The sequence below is a fragment of the Paracoccus ferrooxidans genome, assembly GCF_029909815.1.
GTDB classification, from domain to species: domain Bacteria; phylum Pseudomonadota; class Alphaproteobacteria; order Rhodobacterales; family Rhodobacteraceae; genus Paracoccus; species Paracoccus versutus.
Genome location: NZ_CP038198.1, coordinates 2428494 through 2452137 on the forward strand (window position 1 = coordinate 2428494; position 23644 = coordinate 2452137).

27 protein-coding genes and 2 tRNA genes are annotated in these 23644 nt (G+C 68.3%); 12 read left to right on the forward strand and 17 right to left on the reverse strand.

Translation table 11 applies throughout. From position 1 onward, the window contains the following. Positions 1 to 46: 46 nt before the first annotated feature. The 3 genes from E3U26_RS12215 (at position 47) to E3U26_RS12225 (ending at position 2453) form a co-directional block, all read left to right on the forward strand. Positions 47 to 133, forward strand: a tRNA-Leu gene (locus E3U26_RS12215). 406 nt (positions 134 to 539) lie between these two features. Then, positions 540 to 920: a hypothetical protein gene (locus tag E3U26_RS12220; protein ID WP_036751685.1), complete on the forward strand. Its 381-nt coding sequence runs from the start codon at positions 540 to 542 to the stop codon at positions 918 to 920. Between the two features lie 246 nt (positions 921 to 1166). Further along, positions 1167 to 2453, forward strand: a complete 1287-nt coding sequence (locus tag E3U26_RS12225) for an O-acetylhomoserine aminocarboxypropyltransferase/cysteine synthase family protein (RefSeq protein WP_499104960.1) — start codon at positions 1167 to 1169, stop codon at positions 2451 to 2453. A 41-nt stretch (positions 2454 to 2494) separates the two neighbouring features. Here the strand turns inward: E3U26_RS12225 and E3U26_RS12230 are convergent, their stop codons facing one another. Further along, positions 2495 to 3358, reverse strand: a complete 864-nt coding sequence (locus E3U26_RS12230; protein ID WP_499104961.1) for an SIMPL domain-containing protein — start codon at positions 3356 to 3358, stop codon at positions 2495 to 2497. A 208-nt stretch (positions 3359 to 3566) separates the two neighbouring features. Between E3U26_RS12230 and E3U26_RS12235 the strand changes: the two genes are divergently transcribed. Continuing rightward, entirely contained in the window at positions 3567 to 6506 is a 2940-nt protein-coding gene (locus E3U26_RS12235; RefSeq protein ID WP_499104962.1) for a hypothetical protein, read from the forward strand. A gap of 310 nt (positions 6507 to 6816) precedes the next feature. On the opposite strand, the gene E3U26_RS12240 is transcribed toward E3U26_RS12235, so the two are convergent. After that, on the reverse strand, positions 6817 to 8085 hold the full coding sequence (locus tag E3U26_RS12240) for a bifunctional folylpolyglutamate synthase/dihydrofolate synthase (protein ID WP_499104963.1): 1269 nt from the start codon (positions 8083 to 8085) through the stop codon (positions 6817 to 6819). Between the two features lie 16 nt (positions 8086 to 8101). Further along, on the reverse strand, positions 8102 to 9034 hold the full coding sequence (gene accD / locus E3U26_RS12245; RefSeq protein ID WP_072461536.1) for an acetyl-CoA carboxylase, carboxyltransferase subunit beta: 933 nt from the start codon (positions 9032 to 9034) through the stop codon (positions 8102 to 8104). Positions 9035 to 9121: 87 nt separating this feature from the next. Between accD and cls the strand changes: the two genes are divergently transcribed. The 5 genes from cls (at position 9122) to E3U26_RS12270 (ending at position 13898) form a co-directional block, all read left to right on the forward strand. Further along, positions 9122 to 10549, forward strand: coding sequence for a cardiolipin synthase (cls, locus tag E3U26_RS12250; protein WP_036751673.1), 1428 nt, complete (start codon positions 9122 to 9124; stop codon positions 10547 to 10549). 11 nt (positions 10550 to 10560) lie between these two features. Then, on the forward strand, positions 10561 to 10884 hold the full coding sequence (locus E3U26_RS12255; protein WP_114537535.1) for a 4a-hydroxytetrahydrobiopterin dehydratase: 324 nt from the start codon (positions 10561 to 10563) through the stop codon (positions 10882 to 10884). Between the two features lie 69 nt (positions 10885 to 10953). Beyond that, positions 10954 to 12687, forward strand: coding sequence for a dihydroxy-acid dehydratase (gene ilvD, locus E3U26_RS12260; protein ID WP_499104964.1), 1734 nt, complete (start codon positions 10954 to 10956; stop codon positions 12685 to 12687). Positions 12688 to 12698: 11 nt separating this feature from the next. After that, positions 12699 to 13484, forward strand: a complete 786-nt coding sequence (locus E3U26_RS12265) for a DUF6478 family protein (RefSeq protein ID WP_499104965.1) — start codon at positions 12699 to 12701, stop codon at positions 13482 to 13484. Between the two features lie 27 nt (positions 13485 to 13511). Further along, on the forward strand, positions 13512 to 13898 hold the full coding sequence (locus E3U26_RS12270; protein WP_499104966.1) for a hypothetical protein: 387 nt from the start codon (positions 13512 to 13514) through the stop codon (positions 13896 to 13898). Between the two features lie 9 nt (positions 13899 to 13907). Here E3U26_RS12270 and E3U26_RS12275 read toward each other — a convergent pair whose 3' ends face one another. Together E3U26_RS12275 and E3U26_RS12280 are read right to left on the reverse strand one after the other, a co-directional pair. Next, entirely contained in the window at positions 13908 to 14627 is a 720-nt protein-coding gene (locus E3U26_RS12275; protein WP_499104968.1) for a GNAT family N-acetyltransferase, read from the reverse strand. Then, positions 14624 to 15364: a competence/damage-inducible protein A gene (locus tag E3U26_RS12280; RefSeq protein ID WP_036751663.1), complete on the reverse strand. Its 741-nt coding sequence runs from the start codon at positions 15362 to 15364 to the stop codon at positions 14624 to 14626. The genes E3U26_RS12275 and E3U26_RS12280 overlap by 4 nt, the downstream gene beginning before the upstream one ends. A 125-nt stretch (positions 15365 to 15489) precedes the next feature. On the opposite strand from E3U26_RS12280, the gene map reads away from it, so the two are divergent. Beyond that, on the forward strand, positions 15490 to 16293 hold the full coding sequence (gene map, locus E3U26_RS12285) for a type I methionyl aminopeptidase (protein WP_036751661.1): 804 nt from the start codon (positions 15490 to 15492) through the stop codon (positions 16291 to 16293). A 172-nt stretch (positions 16294 to 16465) separates the two neighbouring features. Here the strand turns inward: map and E3U26_RS12290 are convergent, their stop codons facing one another. Then, entirely contained in the window at positions 16466 to 17485 is a 1020-nt protein-coding gene (locus E3U26_RS12290) for a LacI family DNA-binding transcriptional regulator (protein ID WP_072461531.1), read from the reverse strand. A 98-nt stretch (positions 17486 to 17583) separates the two neighbouring features. On the opposite strand from E3U26_RS12290, the gene E3U26_RS12295 reads away from it, so the two are divergent. Next, positions 17584 to 17660 (forward strand) — tRNA-Arg (locus tag E3U26_RS12295). 40 nt (positions 17661 to 17700) lie between these two features. On the opposite strand, the gene E3U26_RS12300 is transcribed toward E3U26_RS12295, so the two are convergent. The 11 genes from E3U26_RS12300 to E3U26_RS12350 form a co-directional block, all read right to left on the reverse strand. Then, complete coding sequence (locus E3U26_RS12300; protein ID WP_499105800.1) at positions 17701 to 18714, reverse strand: tyrosine-type recombinase/integrase; 1014 nt, start codon at positions 18712 to 18714, stop codon at positions 17701 to 17703. Continuing rightward, a complete protein-coding gene (locus tag E3U26_RS12305; RefSeq protein WP_499104969.1) occupies positions 18597 to 18878 on the reverse strand; it encodes a helix-turn-helix domain-containing protein in 282 nt (93 codons plus the stop codon). Before E3U26_RS12305 ends, E3U26_RS12300 begins: the two co-directional genes overlap by 118 nt. Then, positions 18879 to 19184: a hypothetical protein gene (locus E3U26_RS12310; RefSeq protein ID WP_499104971.1), complete on the reverse strand. Its 306-nt coding sequence runs from the start codon at positions 19182 to 19184 to the stop codon at positions 18879 to 18881. Further along, positions 19177 to 19422 (reverse strand): hypothetical protein, encoded by a 246-nt coding sequence (locus E3U26_RS12315; protein ID WP_499104972.1) that lies wholly within the window; start codon positions 19420 to 19422, stop codon positions 19177 to 19179. The genes E3U26_RS12310 and E3U26_RS12315 overlap by 8 nt, the downstream gene beginning before the upstream one ends. After that, positions 19422 to 19610, reverse strand: a complete 189-nt coding sequence (locus E3U26_RS12320; protein ID WP_499104973.1) for a hypothetical protein — start codon at positions 19608 to 19610, stop codon at positions 19422 to 19424. Before E3U26_RS12320 ends, E3U26_RS12315 begins: the two co-directional genes overlap by 1 nt. Further along, positions 19610 to 19897 carry a hypothetical protein gene (locus tag E3U26_RS12325; protein WP_499104974.1) on the reverse strand — a complete coding sequence of 96 codons (288 nt, stop codon included), beginning with the start codon at positions 19895 to 19897 and terminating at the stop codon, positions 19610 to 19612. The genes E3U26_RS12320 and E3U26_RS12325 overlap by 1 nt, the downstream gene beginning before the upstream one ends. Continuing rightward, a complete protein-coding gene (locus tag E3U26_RS12330; RefSeq protein ID WP_499104975.1) occupies positions 19894 to 20250 on the reverse strand; it encodes a hypothetical protein in 357 nt (118 codons plus the stop codon). The genes E3U26_RS12325 and E3U26_RS12330 overlap by 4 nt, the downstream gene beginning before the upstream one ends. After that, complete coding sequence (locus E3U26_RS12335; RefSeq protein WP_499104976.1) at positions 20243 to 20614, reverse strand: hypothetical protein; 372 nt, start codon at positions 20612 to 20614, stop codon at positions 20243 to 20245. The genes E3U26_RS12330 and E3U26_RS12335 overlap by 8 nt, the downstream gene beginning before the upstream one ends. A 2-nt stretch (positions 20615 to 20616) precedes the next feature. Continuing rightward, positions 20617 to 20865: a DUF2312 domain-containing protein gene (locus tag E3U26_RS12340; RefSeq protein ID WP_499104977.1), complete on the reverse strand. Its 249-nt coding sequence runs from the start codon at positions 20863 to 20865 to the stop codon at positions 20617 to 20619. Between the two features lie 96 nt (positions 20866 to 20961). After that, the gene (locus E3U26_RS12345; RefSeq protein ID WP_499104978.1) at positions 20962 to 21606 is read right to left on the reverse strand and encodes a hypothetical protein; all 645 of its coding nucleotides are present in this window, start codon (positions 21604 to 21606) and stop codon (positions 20962 to 20964) included. After that, a protein-coding gene (locus E3U26_RS12350; protein WP_114537220.1) for an IS3-like element ISPfe1 family transposase occupies positions 21603 to 22756 on the reverse strand; the annotation gives its coding sequence in 2 pieces (ribosomal slippage) (positions 21603 to 22510 and positions 22510 to 22756; 1155 coding nt in all). The genes E3U26_RS12345 and E3U26_RS12350 overlap by 4 nt, the downstream gene beginning before the upstream one ends. 98 nt (positions 22757 to 22854) lie before the next feature. Here E3U26_RS12350 and E3U26_RS12355 point away from each other — a divergent pair. After that, positions 22855 to 23613: a hypothetical protein gene (locus E3U26_RS12355; protein ID WP_499104979.1), complete on the forward strand. Its 759-nt coding sequence runs from the start codon at positions 22855 to 22857 to the stop codon at positions 23611 to 23613. The last annotated feature ends 31 nt before the right edge of the window (positions 23614 to 23644 follow it).

Sequence of the window (23644 nt, forward strand, 5' to 3'; positions counted from 1 at the left end):
TTTCATCCGCCGCGCAAGCGTCTATGAGACGCGAGCCTACGAAAGTGCGGTCGTGGCGGAATTGGTAGACGCGCAGCGTTGAGGTCGCTGTTCCTTAACCGGAGTGGAAGTTCGAGTCTTCTCGACCGCACCATTTTCATCCCCTGAAAATCTGGAAGAAACCGTCGCGGCATCTTGGCGATTCATGGTTGCGGCTGGCGCGTCACCGCCTGGCCTTGGCTCAAGGCCGCCCTGATCCGCCAAGCGGCGCCAGCCGGGGTGAAAGGCCAGCCATCTATCGAGATTTGCACTCACACAAAATCGACAATAATGCCGCTTTCTGTCTGTCGGAAAGCGCCTCATGTCCTGGGATATTCCTGCGCCCTTCGGGCATTTCCATCGGCCGGATTCCCTCTCCTGCCTTGAAAAGTCTTGCCTTGAAAAGCCGGGTGGGGGCAGGGTCGCCATGAAATACTGTCGAAACGCTCGGCTACCAAGGAATACCTTGTAGTCAGACAAAATAGACAATAAAGCCTTCTCACTTTGTTGAGAGGTTTCCCATGATCGGACGTGTTTTTGCGCTTTGCGCAGCCTTTTCTCTGGCAGGCTGCGCCACCATCACCCGCGGGACGAAGGACGTGCTTGTCGTCAATTCGACCCCCGGCGGGGCCCAGGTCAGGCTCAGCGACGGGCAGACCTGCGAGAATACCCCCTGCAGCTTCAAGGTTCCGCGCAAGTCGGAACTGAACGTCGCGGTGACGAAGGACCGCTGCAAGCCGCAGCAGGTCCGCGTGACCAACCGCGTGGCCGGCGGCGGCGGCGCGGCGATGGCCGGCAACGTGCTGGTCGGCGGGATCATCGGCGCGGGCGTCGACGCCTCCTCGGGGGCGATGCTGGAACTGGTGCCGAACCCGGTCAACGTGCAGCTTGAATGCCGCTGAGCCCTCGGCCCGGCCGATGCGCGAGGCCCGCCGGACATCGGCGGGCTTTTTCATGCGCCGTGCGCGGACCCGCAAGGGCGGGCTTGTCGTCGCAGCCGGTCCTTTCGCGAAACGGCGGGGGAAATCACGCGCCCCAGGGGCCTGCCCAGCGGGACGGCCGGCTTTTCCGGCGTTTCGCGGCGGGTTTGCTGTTCCCTTCGCCGCCCGCTTGCGCCTAGTCTCTGCCCGAAGAAGGGGAGAGTTTCCATGTCCGAGAATTGGGGTTTCGACACCACCGCCATCCATGCAGGCAGCGCGCCCGACCCGGCGACCGGGGCGCGGCAGGTGCCGATCTATCAGACCACGGCCTATGTCTTTCAGGACGCCGCCCATGCCGCGCGGCTCTTTGGCCTGCAAGAGGTCGGCTATATCTATTCCCGCCTGACCAACCCCACCGTGGCCGCGCTGCAGGCGCGGGTGGCCGAGCTGGAGGGCGGGGCCGGCACGGTCTGCTGTTCCTCGGGGCATGCGGCGCAGATCATGGCGCTGTTCCCGCTGATGGGGCCGGGCCGGAACCTGATCGCCTCGACCCGGCTTTACGGCGGCACCATCACCCAGTTCAGCCAGACCATCAAGCGTTTCGGCTGGTCGTGCAAATTCGTGGACCTGGACGACCTGGACGCGCTGCGCGCCGCCATCGACGACGACACCCGCGCCATCTTCTGCGAATCGATCAGCAATCCGGGCGGCTATGTCACCGACATCCCGGCGGTGGCGAAGGTCGCGGAGCAGGCCGGCCTGCCGCTGATCGTCGACAACACCCTGGCCACGCCCTGGCTGTGCAAGCCCATCGAACTGGGCGCGACGCTGGTGGTCCACAGCCTGACCAAATACATGACCGGCAACGGCACGGTGACGGGCGGGGCCATCGTCGATTCGGGCCGGTTCGACTGGTCGGCCTCGGACAAGTTCCCCAGCCTGTCCCAGCCCGAGCCCGCCTATCACGGGCTGAAGTTCCACGAAACCTTCGGCGCGCTGGCCTATACCTTCCACGGCATCGCCATCGGGCTGCGCGACCTGGGCATGACCATGAACCCGCAGGCCGCGCATTACACGCTGATGGGGATCGAGACCCTGGGCCTGCGCATGGCCCGCCATGTCGAGAACGCGCTCGAGGTCGCGGAATGGCTGGAAAACGATCCGCGCGTGACCTCGGTCACCTATGCCGGCCTTGCCTCGTCGCCCTGGAACGAGACGGCGCGGCGGGTCTATCCCAAGGGGGCGGGGGCGCTGTTCACCTTTGCGATCAAGGGGGGCTACGACGCGGCGGTGAAGCTGGTGGATAACCTCAAGCTCTTCAGCCATGTGGCGAACCTGGGCGATGCCCGCTCGCTGGTGATCCATTCCGCCTCGACCACGCACAGCCAGCTGACCGACGAGCAGAAGATCGCGGCCGGCGCCGGGCCGGACGTGGTGCGGCTCTCGATCGGGATCGAGGACGCGGCCGACATCATCGCCGACCTGGACCAGGCGCTGGCGGCTGCCACGGCCTGAACCGGAAAGGGCGGCGCATCGTTGCGCCGCCCGTCGGGGGATCAGTTCGCCGGAGCCTCGACCGGGGGCTCCTCGGGTGCGATTTCGCCCTCGGGTGTGATTTCACCTTCGGGCGGCTCGCCGCCTTGCGGGGCATCGGCCGGGCGCATGGCGAAGACCGCGGTGACATCGGCGCTGACGGCCAGCTCGCCCGCCTCGATGGGCGTATCGGCCGAGCCGGCCGCCTGGGCGCGCATGGCCATCATCGGGCGCGGCCCGCCGCCCGCCGGGGCCTCGGAAAGCGAGATCAGCCGGCCAAGCCGCATCCCCGCCGCCTCGGCCATCACCTCGGCGCGGCGGCGCGCCTCGGCCACGGCCTCGGTGCGGGCCTGGTCCTCGGCCTCGGCCATGTCCTCGCGCGAAAACGCGATGCCGCTGATCTCGTTGGCGCCCGAGGCGACCAGCTTGTCCAGCACCGCGCCCAGCCCGGCGATGTCGCGCACCCGCACGGTCACGCTGTTCTGCGCGCCATAGCCGGTCAGCTTCGGCGGCTGGCCCTGGTCCGAGTAATCCATGACCGGCGACAGGTTCAGCCCCGAGGTCTGGATGTCGCGCGCCTCGATCCCCTCGGCCTTCAGCGTCTCGATGACCTTGGCCTGCTGCTCGGCGTTCTGCGTCATCGCCTCGGCCGCGGTGGCGGCGCGGGTGCTGACGCCCAGGGTGATCGTGGCCATGTCGGGCTGGATCGTGGCCTGGCCGGTGCCGGTCACGGTCAGCTTGGCGAAGGGGGCTGCATGTTTCATCATGTGATGTCCCATCTGCGCGGGCGGCGGCGGCGCGTCGGCCGGGGCGGTCTGGGCCAGCAGCGGGCCGGCGCCCAGAACGATCAGCGTCGTGGCGGCCAGCAGGGGTCGGAATCGGGGCATCGGGTCTTACTCCTTGGCGCATCGGGTGCTTTGCCCTTGCGCGGTTGTCTTCACGAGCCCCCATAACGCCGCAAATGCGTTCCGGGATGCGTCACAATCCGGTGTTCGGCTTTTCACGGATCGCGTTCTGGGCTAGTTCAGAACCATCAATCACGAAGATGCGTCCGGGACAGCCCAGGGCGCCCGGAACCGAAAGCAAAGCCTGTCGATGTCGCTTGATTCCGTCACCGAATACGCACTCTCCTTCAGCGAGGATGCCGTGCATCTGGAACGTCGCGAGCGGGGCCCGCTGGGGCAGGACGGCGTCGCGCCGGGGGCTTGGCGGCATCTGGGCTCGGTCGATTTCGCCTCGCCCGACTTTCACGACGCGCTGGCGCGGCTGCGCGCCATGGCGACCGGGGACGAGGCGGTGCTGCCCGTCGTGCTGATCATTCCCGACGACCAGATCCTCTACACGACGCTGACGGTCGCGCCGGGCGCGGATCGCGACCATGCGGTGGGCCGCGCGCTGGACGGGCTGACCCCCTATGCGATCGAGGATCTGGCCTTCGACTGGCAGGGCGAGGGCGACAGCGTCCGCGTCGCCGCCGTGGCCCGCCAGACCCTGCGCGAGGCCCGCGATTTCGCCCGGCAATACGGGTTCGATGGGCGGGGATACTGCGCCGTGCCGGCCGCGGGACTTTATCCGGGCGAGCCGGTCTTCGTGCTGGAGGCGGCGCCGCGCAGCCGCCCGCAGGTCGATCCGGCGCAGGCCGGCGTGACGGCCTCGGCGCTGCTGATCGAGGAAGAGCCGGCCGAAACCCAGGACGCGCTGGATCTCGACGGCGACGGTTCCGAGGCCCCGGAGGATGCGGCGGAAAATGCGCCCGAGCCGGTGGCTGACGGGGAGGCCGGCGAAGATCCGGCCCCGCAGGCGGAGCCGGGCGAGAGGGTCGGGTTTTCCGAGGAAGCTGCGGTATTTATCAGAAATAACATCGAAAAATCTGAGGAAGCTGAGAGGGCTGACCCGGCCTCGACCCCTGAGGAGGCCGCCCCAGCGGAAAGCGATGCTTCGGAGACGCTCGAAGCGGCAGAGCCGGACCAGCCTGACGCGGCTGCGCCGGAGGCCGGACCCGGCTCGCGGCCCGAAGCCGTGCCGCAGGCCGGCGCCGCGCTGAACCCGCGGGCCCGCGCCGTGCATGAACGCGCGGCCGATGCCCGTCGTGCCCCCCGACCGGCGGGCGCCGCCCCGGCCCAGCCCCGCCGTCCCGGCGAACGGGGCGGGCTTGCCGGGCTGATCGCCATGCTGGGCGCGCTGGTCGTCGGGCTGATCCTGATCTGGGCCTTCCTGGTGCCGGACCGGCAGGAGGCGCAGCTTGCCGCAGCCGCCCCGGCCGAGCAGGTGCCGGCGGCCGCCGCCCCGGCCGAAGCCGAACCCGCACTGGAACCCACGCCCGCACCGACCGCTTCTCCGTCGGCCGCGACCGAGCCCGCCCCGGCAGAGGCTGCGCCTGAGCCAGCGTCCCAGCCCGCGCCGGCCCCGGCGCCGGAGCAGCGCGCGGCGGCCGAGCCTGCAGCCGCGCCGCCTTCGGCCCTGACCGAGGAGGAACGGCGCCGGGTCATGGTCGCCGCTGCGGCGGTCGCAGCGGCCGTGGTGCCGCCCGCGGCGCAGAACGCCGCGCCAGCAGCGGCGCCGGAGCCCGCCGCACCCGCGCCGGACGACGCCACGGCCAGCGCCGCCCAAGCCGCCACGCTGCCTGCCGCGACCTCGGCCCCCGCTGCCGCGCAGCCCCGGCCCGCGCCGGTCGCCGTCGGTCTGACCAGTTCGGCCCGGCCGCAGCTTGCGCCGCGCCGCAGCACGCCGCAGACCTCGGCGCCGCGGGCCGATACCGCGCCTCGCGTGCCCTCGAACCCGCTGCCCTATGAGGCCAGCCAGTCCCGTGCCCAGCCCGTTGGCAGCGCGCGGCCGCCCGGACGCAGCCGCGCCGCGCCGCCCGCCGCCGCCCCGACGTCGACGCCGACACCGGCCCCGGTGCAGGAGCCCGCCGTCCAGCCCGTCGCCGCGACCGGCAATGCGATGCTGCGCGGCTCGGCCCGGCCGCCGTCGCGCCCCGAGGGCTCGACCCCCGAGGTTCCGGGCGCGGGCCTGTCTGCCGACGACCTGACCCCGGCCGAACAGGGGCATCTGCGCGACCTTATCCGCGATATCGGCCGCGATGGGCTGGTCGTGCAGCAATCCCCGCCCCGCGGCGAGCGGCTGGCGCAGGCGCGGCCGCAGCGCAAGCCCGGTTCGGCCAGCGATGCCGCCAGCCCATCGGCCATCGACGCCGCGGTGAGATCGGCGACCACGCCGCCACCAGACAAGCCCGACCATGTCGAAAGCGCCGCCGCGCCCGCCCAGGATTCGGGCGGGCTTTTGCGTGGCTCGGCCCGTCCCCGCGCCCGTCCTGGCGCGTCGGCCGTCGCCTCGGCCGGCGGCGGGGTTTCGGACGGGGCGGTCGAGGCCGCCATCTCGGCCGCGGTCGCGGCTTCGCCCGCCACGCCGGGCGGGGTGCGGCTTTCGGCGCTGGCTTCCTCGCCCCTGCCGCCCCGGCGCGGCGAGCGCGCGGCCCCCGATGCGGCACCGACGGCCGAGGCCCCGGCCGCTGCGCCCGCGGCGGCGCCCGGACCCAGCGAGGCCGAACTGGCCGCCCGCCGCAAGCTTGACGAGCAATTGCAGGCCCAGGCCGAGGCGCGCATCCGCGCCCGCGCCGCCGCCGACGCCAAGGCCGAGGCCGAGGCCCGCGCCCAGGCCGAGGCCCGCGCCCGCGCCCAGGCCGCAGCCGAGGAACGGGCCGCCCGCGCCCAACGCCAGGACTACAAGCCGCCCGAGATCGACAACGAGCCCGAGATCGCCGCCAACGCCCTGCCCAAGGGCGCGACTTCGGCCTCGGTGGCCAAGGCCGCGACCCAGGCCCGCGGCATCGACATGGGCCGCACCACGGTCATCGGCATCATCGGCGCCGGCAAGGCCAGCCGCGCGCTGATCCGGCTGCGCAGCGGCAAGGTGGTGACGGTCCGGCTGGGCGACCGCATCGACGGCGGCACGATCAATTCCATCGGTGACGGACGGCTGACCTATGTCAAGGCGGGCCGCACCCATGAATTGCGGATGCTGGACGGGCGCTGACCAAGGTTTCCTGCCGGTCGCCTGGCCATTGCCCGAGCGGCGGGACGATCCCCCCCGCGGGCCCGCCGCCCTGCGAGAGGCCGGCGCATCTGCCTGTGGGAAGCCTTCGTGACCTGGGGTTGCATCCTGCGCGGGTCGCCCCGATGGCGGTTGCCGGAATGCCCAGCCTCTGCTGGAGTCGTATCCGACATGGGGCCCGTTCGCCCCGCGCCTATCGCAATCATCACCGGCAACGCGGCCGGGCATTCCCGCCGAGGCGGTGCCGGACGCGGCCAATCCGTGCCGGGGCCGGCGCGAATCGCCTGCCGGTCTAGCCGTTCCGGCGCAGCACCTGCCCGGCGAGATAAAGCGAGCCGCAGATCAGGATGCGCGCGCCGGGGTGATCCGCGGCGATGCGGCCGACCGCCGCCAGCGCATCCGGGGCGGTGCTGGCCGCAAGCCCCACCGAGGTTGCGGCTGCGGCGGTGTCCTCGGCCGGCAGGGTGTTCGGCTCGCCGGGGATGGCCACGGCGGTCAGGCTGTACGCCACCCCGGCCAGCGGCCGCATGTAGCCCGCCACGTCCTTGGTGTTCAGCATGCCGCAGACCAGATGCGTCGGCCGGCGCGGCAGGGCGGCCAGCGTCGCCGCCACCGCCTCGCCCCCGGCCGGGTTGTGGCCGCCGTCGAGCCAAAGCTCGCAGGCCCCCGCCGCCTCGACCAGCGGGCCATGGCCCAGGCGCTGCATGCGCGCGGGCCATTCGGCCTCGGTCACGGCGGCGCGAGCCTCGATGCGGCCGAATCCCAGTTCGCGCAGCGCGGCGATGGCGGTGCCGGCGTTCACGATCTGATGCGGGCCGGGCAGGACGGGCAGGGGCAGGTCCATCAGCCCGTGTTCGTCCTGGTAGACCAGGCTGTCGCCTTCGCGCCGGCTGTCCCAGTCCTGCCGGCCGATGCGCAGCGGCGCGAACAGCCGCTCGGCCTTCTGCTCGATCACCTCGCGGGCGACGGCCTCCTGCGGGGCGACGATGCAGGGCACGCGGCGCTTCATGATCCCGGCCTTTTCGCCGGCGATCTCGGCCAGCGTCTCGCCCAGGTATTGCGTATGGTCGATGCTGATGGGGGTGATGACGGTCAGGGCCGGCGCCTCGATCACGTTGGTCGCGTCCAGCCGGCCGCCCAGGCCCACTTCCAGCAGCGTGTAATCCGCCGGCGTGCGCGAGAAGGCCAGGAAGGCCGCCGCGGTGGTGATCTCGAAGAAGGTGATCGGCGCGCCGGCGTTCGCGGCCTCGCATTCCTCGAGCGCCGCGGCCAGGTCGGCCTCCGAGATCAGCTCCCCGGCCAGCCGGATGCGTTCGTGGAACTGCGCCAGATGCGGCGAGGTATAGGCATGGACGCGCTTGCCGGCCGATTCCAGCCCGGCGCGGATCATCGCCTGGGTCGAGCCCTTGCCGTTGGTCCCGGCGATGTGGATCGCGGGCGGGATGCTGCGCTCCGGGTTGCCCAGGGCGGCAAGGATGCGGTGCATCCGGTCCAGCGACAGGTCGATGACCTTGGGATGCAGCTGCATGAGCCGCGCGAGAATGGCGTCGGAGGAGGTCATCGCGATGTCGTCCGGCCTAGGCGGAGGCGTTGTCGGCGGCGTTTTCGGGCCGCGGTGCGGCGATGGTGCCGGGCGCGGGCAGGTCGCCCACCACCGGCGCGGGCAGGCCGCCCAGCATGCGCAGGATCGAGATCAGCTCTTCGCGCAGCTTCTTGCGATGCGTCACCCGGTCCAGCATGCCGTGTTCCAGCAGGTATTCGGCGCGCTGAAAGCCCTCGGGCAGCTTTTCGCGGATGGTCTGCTCGATCACGCGCGGGCCGGCAAAGCAGATCAGCGCGTTCGGTTCCGAGATCTGGATGTCGCCCAGCATGGCATAGCTGGCGGTCACGCCGCCGGTGGTCGGATGGGTCAGCACGACGATATAGGGCAGCCGCGCCTCTTTCAGCATCTCGACGGCGACGGTGGTGCGGGGCATCTGCATCAGCGACAGGATGCCTTCCTGCATGCGCGCGCCGCCGGCGGCCGAGAACAGCACCAGGGGCCGCTTGAGCTTTACCGCGCGTTCGGCCGCGGCGATGATGGCATTGCCGACATACATGCCCATCGAGCCGCCCATGAAGGAAAAGTCCTGCGCGGCGGCGACGATGGGGGTGCGGCCGATCTCGCCCTCGGCGACCAGCATCGCCTCTTTCTCGCCGGTGGACTTCTGCGCGGCCTTCATGCGGTCGGGGTATTTCTTCTGGTCGCGGAAGCCCAGCGGGTCGGCGACCGGCTCGGGCACCTTGACCTCGACGAAGACGCCGCCGTCGAACAGCGCGGCAAAGCGGCCGCGCGGGCTGATCGCCAGGTGATGGTCGCAATTCGTGCAGACGTTCAGGTTGTCCGACAATTCGCGGTGGAACAGCATGGTCCCGCATTCCGGGCATTTGGTCCACAGGTTCTCGGGCACCTCGCGGCGCGAGAACAGCGAATTGATGCGCGGACGGACATAATTGGTGATCCAGTTCATCGGCGGCCCCCTGCGCTGCGTTCTGGGCTCAGATATGCAAAGCGGTGCCGAATTGCAATTCCGCGCTGTCCGGGCTTTCATGGCGGCATGTGGACCGAAGCCCTTGTGTTCATGCATTACGCAGCCGCGCTGGCCGTTTCGGTGCGCGTGCTGCTGCGTCCGCGGCTTGAGCCGACGGTCCGCCTGTCCTGGATCCTGGTGATCGAGCTGGTGCCGCTGGTCGGCATCCTGGCCTATGTGCTGTTCGGCGAGATCCGCATGCGCGGCGCCGAGGTCGAGACCATGGCCAATGTCCGCTCGCGCCTGTCCGGCCTGTGGCAGTCCAGCCCCGAAGAGCTGAAGGTGCTGCCCGATTTCGCCGAGCCGGTCATCAAGGCGAATCGCGCCACCACCGGCTTTGCCGCGGTGGCCGGCAACCGCGCCGCGCTGCTGCCCGAGGACGACAGCGCCATCGCCGCGCTGGTCGAGGCGATCGACGGCGCGACCGAGCATGTCCACATGCTGTTCTATATCTGGCTCGACGATCCTTCGGGGCGGTCGGTGGCCGAGGCGGCGATCCGCGCCGCCGGGCGCGGCGTCAAGGTGCGGGCGATCATCGACGCCTTCGGCTCGCGCGCCTTCGGCCGGTCCGAATCCTGGTCGCGGATGAAGGCGGCGGGGGTCGAATGCGTCGAGGCGCTGCCGCTGAGCATCCCGGTGATCGGCGGGCTGTTCCAGCGCATGGACTTGCGCAACCACCGCAAGATCGTGGTGATCGACCATGTTCTGGGCTTTACCGGCAGCCGCAACTGCTCGGACCGGGCCTTTGCCATCAAGCCGCGCTATGCGCCCTGGATCGACGTCTTCCTAGCCATCGAGGGGCCGGTGGTGCGGCAGATGCAGGCGGTCTTCCTGCAGGACTGGATGAGCTATACCGGCGAGGACCTGGGCGAGATGCTGCGCATGACCCGCCCCGTCACCGCGCCGGGCGAGGTGGCGCAGGTCGTCGCCACCGGGCCGGACGAGCGCCAGGGCTCGCTGTCGGACTGCATGGTGACGATGATCCATGCCGCCCGCGAGCGGCTGGTGATCACGACGCCCTATTACGTGCCCGACGCCTCGCTCGATTCGGCGATCCGCACGGCGGCGCGGCGGGGCGTGGACGTGACCGTGATCCTGCCCGAGCGCAACGATTCGCTGGTGGTGCAGGCCACGTCCGAAGGGTTCTATTACGGGCTGGTTTCGGCCGGGGTCAGGCTGATGCTGTTCCAGGGCGGGCTCTTGCATTCCAAGATCATCACCGCCGACGGGCGCATGGCCATGCTGGGCAGCGCCAACATGGACCGCCGCAGCTTCGAGCTGAACTACGAGATGAACATGCTGTTCCTGGGCGGCGACATCACCGAGCGGCTGGACGAACGCCAGCAGGGCTATATCGACCGCGCCCGGCCGATCGCGCTGGAGGACATCCGCGGCTGGTCGGTCCGGCGCCGGCTGCGCAACAATCTTCTGGCGCTGGCGGCGCCGATCCTGTGACGGAGGACGCGATGACGGACCGCAGCAAGGACAAGATCGTGGACGGCGCCGCCGCGCTGTCGCCGGAGGAATTGCGCAAGGCGCTGGCCGACCTGCCCGAGTGGCGCATGGCCGAGGACGGCAAGTCGATCCAGCGCGAATGGCGCTTCAAGAACTTCAGGCAGGCGGCGCAGCTGGCCAACCTGGCCGCCTGGCAGGCCGAGGCCGCCGGGCACCATCCCGACATCGCCTTTGGCTGGGGCCATGCCCGCGTCACCTATGCCACCCATTCGGCCGGGGGCGTGACCATGAACGACCTGATCATGGCCGCCCGGCTGGACGCGGCCCTGGGCTGAGGGCAGGCGGCAGCCCCTTGCTCCGCGGGCGGGCTGGGCCTATCCAGAATCCAGCCGGAGGATGCAGCCATGAAGAACAGCCGTTTCGACAAGTCGACCCTGCCCAGTCGCCATGTCACCGAGGGGCCGGCCCGCGCGCCGCATCGCAGCTATTTCTATGCCATGGGCATCTCGGACGAAGAGATCCATTCCCCCTGGGTGGGGGTGGCGACCTGCTGGAACGAGGCCGCACCCTGCAATATCGCGCTGGCCCGCCAGGCCCAGTCGGTCAAGCAGGGCGTCAAGAAGGGCGGCGGCTGCCCGCGCGAGTTCACCACCATCACCGTCACCGACGGCATCGCCATGGGGCACGAGGGGATGCGCTCGAGCCTTGCCTCGCGCGATGCCATCGCCGACACGGTCGAACTGACCATGCGCGGGCATTGCTATGACGCGCTGGTCGGGCTGGCGGGCTGCGACAAGTCGCTGCCGGGCATGATGATGGCCATGGTGCGGCTGAACGTGCCCAGCGTCTTCATCTATGGCGGTTCGATCCTGCCGGGCAAGCTGGACGGGCGCGACGTGGTGGTCCAGGACGTGTTCGAGGCCGTGGGCCAGCACGCCGCCGGCAAGATGACCGATGCCGAGCTGGAGATCCTGGAGCGCGTGGCCTGTCCCTCGGCCGGGGCCTGCGGCGGGCAATATACCGCCAACACCATGGCTTGCGTCAGCGAGGCCATCGGGCTGGCGCTGATGAACAGTTCGGGCGCGCCGGCGCCCTACGAATCGCGCGATCAATACGGGCTCGCCTCGGGCGAGGCGGTGATGGCGCTGATCGAGAAGAACATTCGCGCCCGCGACGTGGTGACGCGCAAGTCGCTGGAAAACGCGGCGCGGGTGGTGGCCTGCACCGGCGGCTCGACCAATGCCGGGCTGCACCTGCCCGCCATCGCGCATGAGGCGGGCATCCCCTTCGACCTGTTCGACGTCTGCGACATCTTTCGCGACACGCCCTATTTCGTGAACCTGCGCCCTGGCGGCGATTACGTCGCAAAGGATCTGTTCGAGGCCGGCGGCGTGCCGGTGGTCATGCGCGAGCTGCGCCGTGCCGGGCTGATCCACGAGGATTGCCTGACCGCCTCGGGGCGCAGCATGGGCGAGGAACTGGACCTTGTCGCGCGCGAGATCGACGGCAAGGTCATCCATCCGGTGACGGCGCCGCTGTCGCGGACCGGCGGCGTGGTCGGGCTGCGCGGCAACCTGGCACCCGACGGCGCCATCGTGAAGGTCGCGGGCATGGCGCCCGAGCATCAGGTCTTTACCGGCCCCGCCCGCGTCTTCGAATCCGAGGAAGAGGCCTTCGATGCCGTCACCCGCCGCGACTATGCCGAGGGCTGCGTGATCGTCATCCGCAACGAAGGCCCGGCCGGCGGCCCCGGCATGCGCGAGATGCTGGCGACCACCGCGGCGCTGTCGGGGCAGGGCATGGGCAAGAAGGTGGCGCTGATCACCGACGGGCGGTTTTCCGGCGCGACGCGCGGCTTCTGCGTCGGCCATGTCGGCCCCGAAGCGGCGCATGGCGGCCCCATTGCGCTGCTGCGCGACGGCGACATGATCACCATCGACGCGATCGGGGGCGAGATTTCCGTGGCGCTGAGCGACGAGGAACTGGCGCAGCGCCGCGCCGCATGGGCCGGGCCGCGCAAGACGGATTATGCCTCGGGCGCGCTGTGGAAATACGCCCAGCTGGTCGGCAAGGCTCGCTACGGCGCCGTGACCCATCCGGGTGCGGCCGCCGAAACCCACGTCTACATGGATCAGTGACAGGCGGACGCATGGCAATACGCCCTGGTAAATGGCTTGAACGCAAGACCCGAGAGCGGGCTGCACGGCAATGGACGGCGCTGGCCGGAGGCGTCGAGACGCTGCCCTCCGCCCGCCTGCGCCACCTGCGCGAGGAGGCGCGCGCGCTGCGCGGCAGCCTCGACCGCTTCCTGATCGGCGCCGACCGCCGCGCGGCGCGTTCGCGTGCGGCGCTGGATGCGCTGCACCTGCCCGGCGGCACCGACTGGCGCTGGCGCCCCGGCTTCATGGCTGGGCAGGTCACGCCGCGCGGGCTGGCCGGGCCCGAGACCGGCGACCGGCTGGGCGAGGGGGCGGCGGTCTGGCACGACTGCTCCGAACGCGCGCTGATCCTGGAGCAACTGCCCAATGGCGGCGCGACCGACCTGTCGCCCTTTGGCATGCGGCTCGAGGTGTTCGGCTTTGCCGGCAGCTTCCTGTCGCTGTCCATCGACCTGCCCGAAAGCGCGTTGCAGGGCCTGACCCGCAGCCATGTCCTGCGGCTGGAGACCGGCATCATCGCCGAGCGCGCGCTGGAGGTCTATGCCCGGCTGAACATCTGCCATGGCCCGAACACCGACCAGGCCACGCTGCAACTGCGCCGCTTCGAGCCGGGCCATTACAGCCGGCAGGTGACCGAGTTCGACCTTGCCTATACCCCGATGAACGAGAAGCGGCTGGAAAAGATCTGGCTGGACCTGATTTTCGAGGCGCCCCGCATGAATGCGGTCGAGATCCGCGAGCTGTTCTTCTCGCGCCATCTGCGGGCGCAGTTCTGACCCTGGTTCTGACCAAGGAATGTTTTAATGAGTGAATTTGAATCCCTGGGGCTGAAAAGCGGGATCTGGCAGGGGGTGATCCACCGCGACGCCCAGCCGGGCCGGCTGGTGCTGGTGCATATGGGCAGCCGCGTGGCCGAGGCCCGGCTGACCGTCGAAGCACCCGGCCGCTGGCGCGTCGCCGCCGCCATCCCGGCCGAGCGGCTGTCGGAGGGCGCGCAAAGCTTCCTTCTGGTCGAGGACGGGGGCGCCGAGGGCGAGCCGCCCCGGCCCGGCGCCCGCCGCCTGGCCAGCCTGACCCTGGTCGCGGGCGAGATCCTGGACGGCGACCTGCATGCCGAGCTGAGCCTGATGCGCGGCGAGCTGGAGCTGCTCAAGAAGGAATTGCGCCGCCTGGCGGCCGCGCCGGCCTGAGCGCCGGCTTCAGTCCTTGCTCCAATAGCCGTAGCCGCCGAGTTCCGCAAAGCCCAGCCGGTCATAGGCCGCGCGGGCGCCGGTATTGGCGCGGCCGACCGCCAGCGCCAGCCGGGTTGCGCCCTGCGCCTCGGCCCAGGTCGCCGCCATGCGGATCAGCCAGCCCGCCACGCCCTGCCGGCGCAGGGCGGGCACCACCTCGATGGCGTGGATCATGGCGACCGGCCCGTCCAGCGCTACGAAGGCCGCGCCGGCCGCGCGATCCTGCATCCGCCCCAGCAGCGCGGTCTTGGGCAGGGCCACGCGCTCCATCACCGCCTGGCGGGCGGCCGAGACATTGCCGTCGTTCCAGATGTCGCGCTGCATGGCCAGCGGCGGCCAGATCTCGAAGGTGGCCAGCGGCGGGACGGGCAGGGCGGTCAGCCGGGCGCAATCGGCGGCCAGGATCGCGGTGGGCGTGCCATGGCGAAAGCCCTGCGCCGCCAGCGCCTGCGCCAACGCGGCATCGTCATCGGCGACGCGGAACATCGGCCGCTCGTTGCAGCCGCGCTGGATGGCTTCGGCGCGGGCGATGTCGGCCTCGGTCCAGTCGGGCCGGGCGGCGCGGGCCGAGCTGACGCGGCCGCCGCCGCCCCGGCCGCGGCCGACCAGGAAACCGCCGGCCGGCGCATATTCGGCGGCGGGCCAGGTGGTCTCGAAGGCGCGGGCGATGTCGGGATCGCCGATCACAGGGCCAGCCTTTCGCGCAGCAGGGTCATGGCGTCGGTGACGCGCTTGTCGTCCAGCCCGCGGATCACCAGGCTGGTGCCGTAGCGCTGCCCGCTCTGGAAGGGATAGGAGCCGAGCGACAGGTCCGGGAAGGCATCGGCCACGGCGCGCAGCTCGTCGGCCACGTCGGATTCCGGGCGCAGCACCTCCAGCGCCTCGCTGACCGAGGGGCGTCCGGTCGGCAGGCCCGGCACCACCGCCTCGACCATGGCGCGGAACACCTCGGGCACGCCGGCCATGACATAGGTGTTGCCGATATGGAAACCCGGCGCGGCGGAATGCGCGTTGGGGATCAGCGCCGCGCCCAGCGGGATGCGGGCCATGCGCAGGCGGTTGCCGGTCACTTCGACGCCGCGCGCCTGCCAGCGCTCGACCATGACGCGCCGCGCCTCCTCGTTGATCTCGATGCCCACGCCGAAGGCGGCGGCGACGGCATCGGCGGTGATGTCGTCATGCGTCGGCCCGATGCCGCCCGAGGTGAACAGCATGTCCCAGGCGCCGCCCAGCGAGCAATCCAGCGCCCTGATCGCGGCGGTGATCTGGTCGTGGTCGTCGCCGACGATGCGCACTTCGCGCAGGTCGACGCCGATGCTATTGAGGACCTGCGACAGGTAATGGGCATTGCCCTCGCGCGTGCGGCCCGAAAGGATCTCGTCCCCGATGACGAGGATGGCGGCGGTGGGATTGTCGGATTGCATCGGCGCGCTCCTCCTGGCGATCTGGCTCCTTGCGCAAATGTATAGGTCCGCCCGAGGGGCTGGAACAAGTGGCGGCATGGGACTATCTGTGGGACGGACCAGCAGGACGACGCCAAGGGGACGCCATGAACGACGCACGCCAGACCCGCGAGGGAATCCGCATCCACGACCCGCAGGACTTCCAGGGCATGCGGGCGGCCGGGCTGATCGCGGCGCAGATCCTGGACGAGGTCGGTCCCTTGGTGCAGCCCGGCGCCACCACCGGCGGCCTGGACGATTTCATCCGGGGCCGGGTCGAGGAACTGGGCGCCACCAGCGCCACCATCGGCTATCGCGGCTACCAGCACGCCAGCTGCATCAGCGTGAACCACGTCGTCTGCCACGGCATCCCCGGCGACAAGATCCTGGCCGAGGGCGACATCCTGAACATCGACGTGACGGTGATCGTGGACGGCTGGTATGGCGACAGCTCGCGCATGTATGTGGCGGGCAGGCCCAGCGTCAAGGCGCGCCGGCTGATCCAGGTCACGCATGACGCGCTGATGTGCGGCATCGAGGCCGTCCGTCCCGGCGCCACCTTCGGCGACATCGGCTGGGCGATCCAGTCCTATGTGGAATCGAACCGCATGTCGGTGGTGCGCGACTTCTGCGGCCACGGCCTTGGCCGCAGCTTTCACGCGCCGCCGAACGTGCTGCATTTCGGCCGTCCCGGCAAGGGCCCGGTGCTGGAGGAAGGCATGTTCTTCACCATCGAGCCCATGGTGAACCTCGGCCGGCCCGAAACCAAGATCCTTGCCGACGACTGGACGGCGGTGACGCGCGACAAGTCGCTCTCGGCCCAGTTCGAGCATTCGATCGGCGTGACCGCGGATGGCTGCGAGATCTTCACGCCTTCGCCAAAGGGCCTGTTCTTCCCCGAGCTGGGCTGACTTCCCGGATCCGGCTTCTTCGTTCCGAAAATACCCATGCGACCGCGCAACCGTCGCTGCCGCATGGGTATTTGTGAAACGGAGAAAAACGCAGGCCGGTGCGCAAGGGCCAGGCCTGCGCCCGTTTCACCGTCTGCCAAATACTCCTGCAGCGCCGCCCGCCGGCGCGGCGTCAATGCTTGCGGATGGTCTCTCCCGGCAAGATGGTCGGGGCCAGCGCGATGATGCCGTTCTCGGGCCGCGGCTCCTTGCCGGCGACGATGCGGGCCGCGCGCCGGCCGATGTCGATGCGCCGCGCGTCGGTGGTGGTCAGCCGCATCGGCAGCCCGTCCAGCAGCTCGACGCCGTTGAAGCCCGCAAGCCCCAGCCTGCCGGGAATGTCGTAGCCATTCTCCATGCACCACAAGAGCCCGCCGGCCCCGATCATGTCGTTGGAGAAATACAGGAAGTCCAGCTCCGGCTCGCGCGTCAGGATGCGCTCGGTCATCTCGCGTCCCTTCAGCAGCGACGAGCCGCCCTGGTAATATTCCCGCGCCGCCAACTGCACGCCGCGCTCGCCCAGCCGTTCCTCGAAGCCGGCGAGCCGCTTGCGGGCGCGATGGTCCTCGGGCATGTGCGTGCCGATGAAGCCGATGCGGCGATAGCCGGCGGCCAGGATCTCGTCGGCCATCTCGGCCCCGGCCCGGCGGTGCGAGATGCCGACGGCGGTGTCGATCGGCGTGCCGTCCACATCCATGATCTCGACCACCGGCAGGCCGGCGTTGTCCAGCATGGCCCGCGCCGCCCGGCTGTGTTCCAGCCCGGCCAGGATCACCCCCGAGGGCCGCCAGCTCAGCATGTCGTAAAGTACCGCATCCTCGCGCGAGGGGCTGTAATTCGTCACGCCCACCACCGGCTGCAGGCCGGTATCGTCCAGTTCGGCCGAGATCCCGCCCAGCACGTCGGGAAACACCATGTTCGACAGCGACGGGATGACCACCGCGACCAGGTTCACGCGCTGGCTGGCGAGCCCGCCTGCGATCTTGTTGGGGACATAGCCCAGGGTACGGGCGGCGGTCAGCACCTTCTCGCGCGTGGCGGCCGAGACGTCGCCCCGGTTGCGCAGCACGCGGCTGACGGTCATCTCGGACACGCCTGATGCTTCGGACACATCGCGCAGGGTCAGTGGGCGGCGGGGTCTTTTCGTGTTCATCGCAACTACCGGGACGCAATCATGTTACCGTTATCTTTTCCGCCCGGCCGCGGCAAGCTTGCCATTTTCGCGGCCAGAGGGCAAAAGAGGCCCCAGGCGGCCCCGTGGCTCAACTGGATAGAGCAGCCCCCTCCTAAGGGGCAGGTTACAGGTTCAAATCCTGTCGGGGTCACCATTTTATCAAATAATATCACAGCCATACTGACGGTTCCATTTCAATTAGGGGTATGCCCTTTGGTTTGTCGAACCGAAACGACAGGTCGAATCTCAAGGGCGCCAGCCGCTTTCCGCAGGTGCTGGGGGCTGAATCGGGCATAGGTTGCCCGCGTGATGTTCGGGTTCGAGTGCCCCAGGTATTCCGCGATTTCCTCGATAGGAACCCCCGCCTCGGCCATGAACCGGCCCGCAGTCCTGCGCAGGTCGTGGCGGGTGCAATGGGCGATCCCGGCCCGCGCCACGGCGGCGTTGAATCCGGTCTTGATCGATCCGACCTTTCGCCCGCCCCATTCAATGACATAGTCCGAGACGCCCGATAGCTTCGCGGTTTGCAGGGCCGCCATCAGGCTATCGTTGATCGGCACCGTGGCCCGGCCCTTCCGTGGCCCCAGGTCGTTCGGCGCCAGCTTGATCACCCGGCGCGCGAGGTCCACCCGATCCCATGTCAGATCCAGAAGCGCGCCGATCCGGCCGGCGGTGGTGACCATCAGCAGAATCGCCAGACGAATGTGCGGCGCGGACGCTGCGGCCAATAGCCTCTCAACCTCATCGCGCGTCAGGTAGCGGTCCCGAGGCTGCGGGGTGTGCGGCAATTCGATGCGCGGGGCGGCCTCGATCAGGCGGCTTTTCGCTGCCCATGACAGGCTGGTGCGCAGGCAACCAAGGTCGGTCCTGATCGTGCCATCCTTGCGGCCTGCCCGGCGGCGCTTGGCGATGAAACTGCGGCAGTCCTCGGCGGTGATCTGGCTGGCCGACAGGTGGCCGAAGTCTGGCAGGACGTTCTTGCCGACCTGCCGCATCTTCGCGGCTTGCCGCCGGCCCTCAACCTCGCGGGTGTAGGCTTCCCATATCTCCGAAACCAGCACCCCGGCCTTGGGCGCATTGGCTTTTAGAATCAGGTCACGCGCTTCACGCTCGGCTTCCTTTGCCGTGTGTGCCTCAAGGCGATAACGCCGTCTGCCTCCATCATCGTCGTTCCAGATGACGACGAATCGTCCTTTGAGACGGCCGATCCGATAATCCCGCATTCGTAAGCCTCCACAGTATCATGCGTGATCCGCAGCATGCGACCGACGCGGAAAGCCGGCAACTTGCCCGTTCGGATCAGATGGCGCACCGTCTCACCCGAGACGCCCCAGCGCTCGGCCAGCATGTCGGGGGTGTATGGCCTCCCCATCTACGCCTCCCTCTGTTCTGTGCGGGCAACAGCATCACCTATCCGCCGCAGTTCATTCAGGCGGCGACGGTGCGCTCTGCTATCCTTGATCCATTGATCTGCCCGGCCTTCTTCGGCAGCCCTGCCCGCGCTCGCCACGGCATTGCGAACCACGCCCTGAATGGACCGCTTGCAACTGTTCCAAGCGACGGCCTTTGCCGCAGCCGGATACATCGTCTCAATGTGATAGGCCACTTGGATGCCGATTTCTGCGGCGATCCGGTCTACAACATCATCGGTCATCGGGACCGCAGGAAGGTCACTCATCCCCGCCTCCCTGTCCGGCGCGGCGGGCGGCGTCTGAAATTGCGCCTCTGCGAACCGCCCATCTGTCGTGGTGGATGGAGCTTTCTCGACCCGTCGCCTTTTCCATCCAGAAGAAATACATCTGATCGGCGTCCAGCATCAGGGCGTAGCCATCAGGCATAGACTGGAAGCCGAGGCAATGAGACACGTCCTCGCAGCCGCAGTTCAGATAGTATTGGTAGTCGTCTGGATGCGCCATCACCCCTTCTCCCCTTGATCGGTGCGGCGGGCGGAACGCGCCTTTATTTCATCGAAAAGCCGCTCCGTGATATATAGCGTGCGCCCATTGGAGACTGCGTTGTTGTCGGTGACGATGTGTCGCGATCCGTCCGGGTTCTCAATCTCTGTCCCGGCCTCGACCATCCTGATTGTCATGGCGCCCCACATCACCCCTTCTCCCCCGTGCTGGACAGGGCGGAGCGAGCGGCGACAACTTCCGGCAGGCTGCGCGTTCCCCCGTCGCTTTCATAAAGGCCGACCATGCCGCGCAGCGCATCCCGCAGCCTCCGGTTTTCCTCGGCCTGCGCGGTGATGATGTCGGCGGCTTCATGAATGGCCTCGTTGGCGGTGATCAGCGGGGACGCTCCGAGGACCGCATAATTCGCTCGGATGGCGCTGACACAGATGCCGCGCAGCTTCGTCACCAGTTCCCGCGCTTTGTCGTGATGGGTCATTCCCCGCCCTCCTTCTCCATGGCGGCGAGTATGGCAGCGATGCCTTGCGGATATAGGTCGACCGCCCTTTGCATCCCCTCCCGCACCTTCTCGCGGTCACGGGCTTCAAGGGCGGCTTCTGCTTCCTCGGCGCGGGCCTTCCATCCCGAAACGGTCGCGGGATCGCCAACCGGCAGCGTCCACCAGGCCTTGCGGTCTTCACCAACAGCGCGGTTCAGCGCCCGCACCTGCTGGCCCGAGGCGCAGAGGTCGGCGCGGATGTAGGGCGTAGCGGACTCATGCCCTTTATCTTCCTCGGTCCACATGAGCCGCTTGTCCGGCATAGCCCAGATACGGTCGGGTGCGTCAATCATCGCAGCCTCCTTCGGCTTCGGGGGTGGTGGGAGGCGCGGGCAAGGGGCGCCAGTGGGATGCCCGGCCATGCTGCCAGCGGTCGCTATATCCGTTCGGGTAGCGGTTTCCAGCAGACGCAAGGGCGATTTCCTGCTTCCAAACGTCGCCCTCATACCAGCCGAGGACCACCAGCATTTCATGGGGCGCCGTCTCTATAGGCCGCCACGCCTCTGCCTTGCGGTGGGCGAGGACTTCGCGGATCGCGTCAGCCGCCATGATGCGGTTGTCCCAGGTCAACCCGGAAAGCGGGTCGCGCAGGATGCCGTCAAGCCGTTCCAGTTCTGCCGTGTCGATGGCCGCCCCTACGGTTCTGTCATGGGTCATGGTCACATCCCCAGCGCAGATTTGTACATTTCAAGGATCGCCTCTTCTTCCGCGATATCGTCCTTGTCGCGCTTGCGAAGGGCGATGATCTTGCGCATGGCGGCGGTGTCGTAGCCGCGCCCCTTCGCCTCGGCCATCAGCTCTTTCTGCTGCTCGGCCACGTCCTTCTTTTCCGCCTCAAGCTGCTCGTATTGCTCGATGAACTGGCGAAGCTCTCCGGCTGCGATGGTGTATGGGGTGTCATCGGTCATGTCGGTTTCCTCTCTGGAAAAGCCCCGGCTGGCGATGGCGAACAGGCCAGCCGGGGAGTGGACCGCGCCCGGCGATCAGAGACGCGGCGGCAGGGTTCAGGCGGTTTCGGATTGCGCTGCGCGGAACGCGGCCTCTGCGGCCTCCATCTCGGCGCGCTGGTCAGCGGTCAGACCGTCATCGTCGCCATGGACAGCGCCGCCGAACGGATCGTCCTCGGAGGCGGTGGCATCGCGATCCGCAGTCTCGGCCAGCGCCTTCAACTCGTCGATGATCGTTCGCGCTACCGACCGGGCGGCAATGCCTTCTTCTGAGCGCCACCAGTCCGTAAAGCGGGCCGTTCCTTCGCGCGCCTTCTCGCGGGCGTGATCGAGGATCTCTTTCTGCCGCTGCGCGTCGCCCTGGCCCTTGGCCCACTCGGCCATGGACCGCCCGGTATCCACGCCCATGGGGCGCCGCGGGTCCAGCAGCGTCTTGAACTGGTCCGCGACCTTGATCTGGTGGACCGGGCAGCCGGGCGCCGACGGGTCGAGAATGACCATCGTCGTCATCTCGAACATCAGATCGCCGTCGCTGGCCGGGTCCCACGGCACGTCCTCGCGGCGGGTCTTGGTCTTGCGGGCATTCTTGGTCTTGCTGCCGAATCCGCTCTGCATGACCGGCTTGGCTCGGGTGCAGATGATGATGTTCGTCTTGGCGCGCACGATGCGATCTGACCTGCCCCCCGGTCGTCCCTCGTTCATAACGAGAGTCCTTGGGGTTGATATTGGTTGGTTTCGGGTGTGGCAAGCGCGCCGGGCGCGGAGCCCTCAGATTGCTCAAGCGCTCGGCGCGCGTCGGACGGGGTCTTGTTGCCCAGCGAGGAATGGGGCCTGACGTTGTTGTAGTCGTAGCGCCAGAGGGCCAGTTTGCGGCGGGCATCAGCCAGGCTGTCGAAGATTTCCTCGTTCAGGCATTCGTCGCGCAGGCTGCCGTTGAAGCTTTCGATGTAGCCATTCTGCTGCGGCTTGCCCGGGTCGATGTAGTGCCATTCGACGCCGTTCGCGTTGGCCCATTTCAGGATGGCCTTGCTGGTGAACTCGGTTCCGTTGTCGCTGACGATGCAAGCGGGCTTGCCGTAAATCCTGACCAGCGCATCCAGTTCCCGTGCCACCCGAGCCCCAGAGATGCTCGTGTCAGCGATCAACGCCAGGTTCTCGCGGCAGCAATCGTCGTTCACAGCCAGAATGCGGAACTTGCGGCAGGCCCCGAACGTGTCGGACAGGAAGTCTAACGACCACCGCTGGTTTGGCCTCAACGGCGCTGGTATTGGCGTCCGGCTACCTCGTGCCCTCTTGCGGCCACGCCTGCGGCGCACCGACAGGCCCTCTTCCCGGTAGATGCGATAGAGCTTCTTCTCGTTCATGATCATGCCCTTGCGCTCCAGCAGGATGCCCACGCGCCGGTAGCCGAACCGCCGGCGCTTCTCGGCAATCTTGTGCATCTCCTCACGGATTTCCGGGTTGTCGGGTGGCCTGTCACGCCGCACCGTCTTCGGATCGACACCGATCAGGACACAGGCCCGACGCTGAGAGATCGGATGATCCTTCATCGCCCGCAGCACCGCGTCCCGCCGTTGCACCGGTGTCGTCAGGGCTTTCCCAAGAGATCCTTCAGAACCACGTTGTCCAGCATGGCATCGGCCAGAAGGCGCTTCAGCTTCGCGTTCTCGTCCTCGAGCTGCTTCAGCCGCTTGGCGTCCGACAGGTCCATCCCGCCATACTTCGCCTTGAGCTTGTAGAACGTCGCGGGGCTCAACCCGTGCTTCCGGCAAAGCTCGGAAGTCGGCAAACCCGCCTCCTGCTCCTTGATCATCCCGATAATCTGCGCCTCGGTGAACCGGCTTTTCCTCATGTCGTCTGCTCCTTCTCAGGTTGGGCAGACTCTACATCACAGCGAGGGAACTTCCGGGGGGCAGGTCAATTGAGGTAGCTCATGCCCCCGAAACGGATGTGACGGACGCGCTGCTGGCGTTCTCTCCGCTGATGCTTATCGACAAATACCCTGAAACCAGCGGAGCGGCGCGCACCGACAATGTCGGCTTCAGCAATCTCCGCCTCGAAAGCACCGGCAACCATTTCAATTCCAGCATTCCGCTGATCTTAGGGAACGCATCGACCGTCCGCTTCAACAACGCCAAGCTGCATGGATCTGCCGTTGCGCATAACAACTTCGGAGGCACGGCCTGCGCCGCAGTTCTCGGGTTCGTCAATGGCGTGACGTTCGACGGGTTCTTGTCACAGGCTACTCGCTCGCCGCGATACGGGGCAATTATCGGCGTCGGTGGAACTATGGTCGGAGACTTGAGGGGAAAGCACACGGTCTATCCCGAGAACAACCGCAGCGCCCTGGCTTATCTGGACCCGATACTCCCTCCTGAAAGTGCGAACGTTGCCCTCTATTGGGGGATGTCTTCCACCTCCACCGCATTTCCGACCGCCCAGCAGGTGCCTGTGCGTCTCGGCGCGAATGGCCGGTCCGATATGCTCCTGTCCTATGGCTCTGAGCGCCGCTCGGGGCAGAGCGGGAAATATATGTTCGACACGGCTCTGGGGCGGGTGAAAGCGGAGGCGCTGATCATCAAGAGCGGAACCACAGCGGAGCGACCGATCAGCCCAACTGTGGCCGAGGTATATTTCGACGCGACCCTCGGCCTGATGATCGTCTGGAACGGCACGGCCTGGACCGACTTCGCCGGAAACACGGTATAACCCCTGACAGGAGGCGGCATGCTTGCGCGGC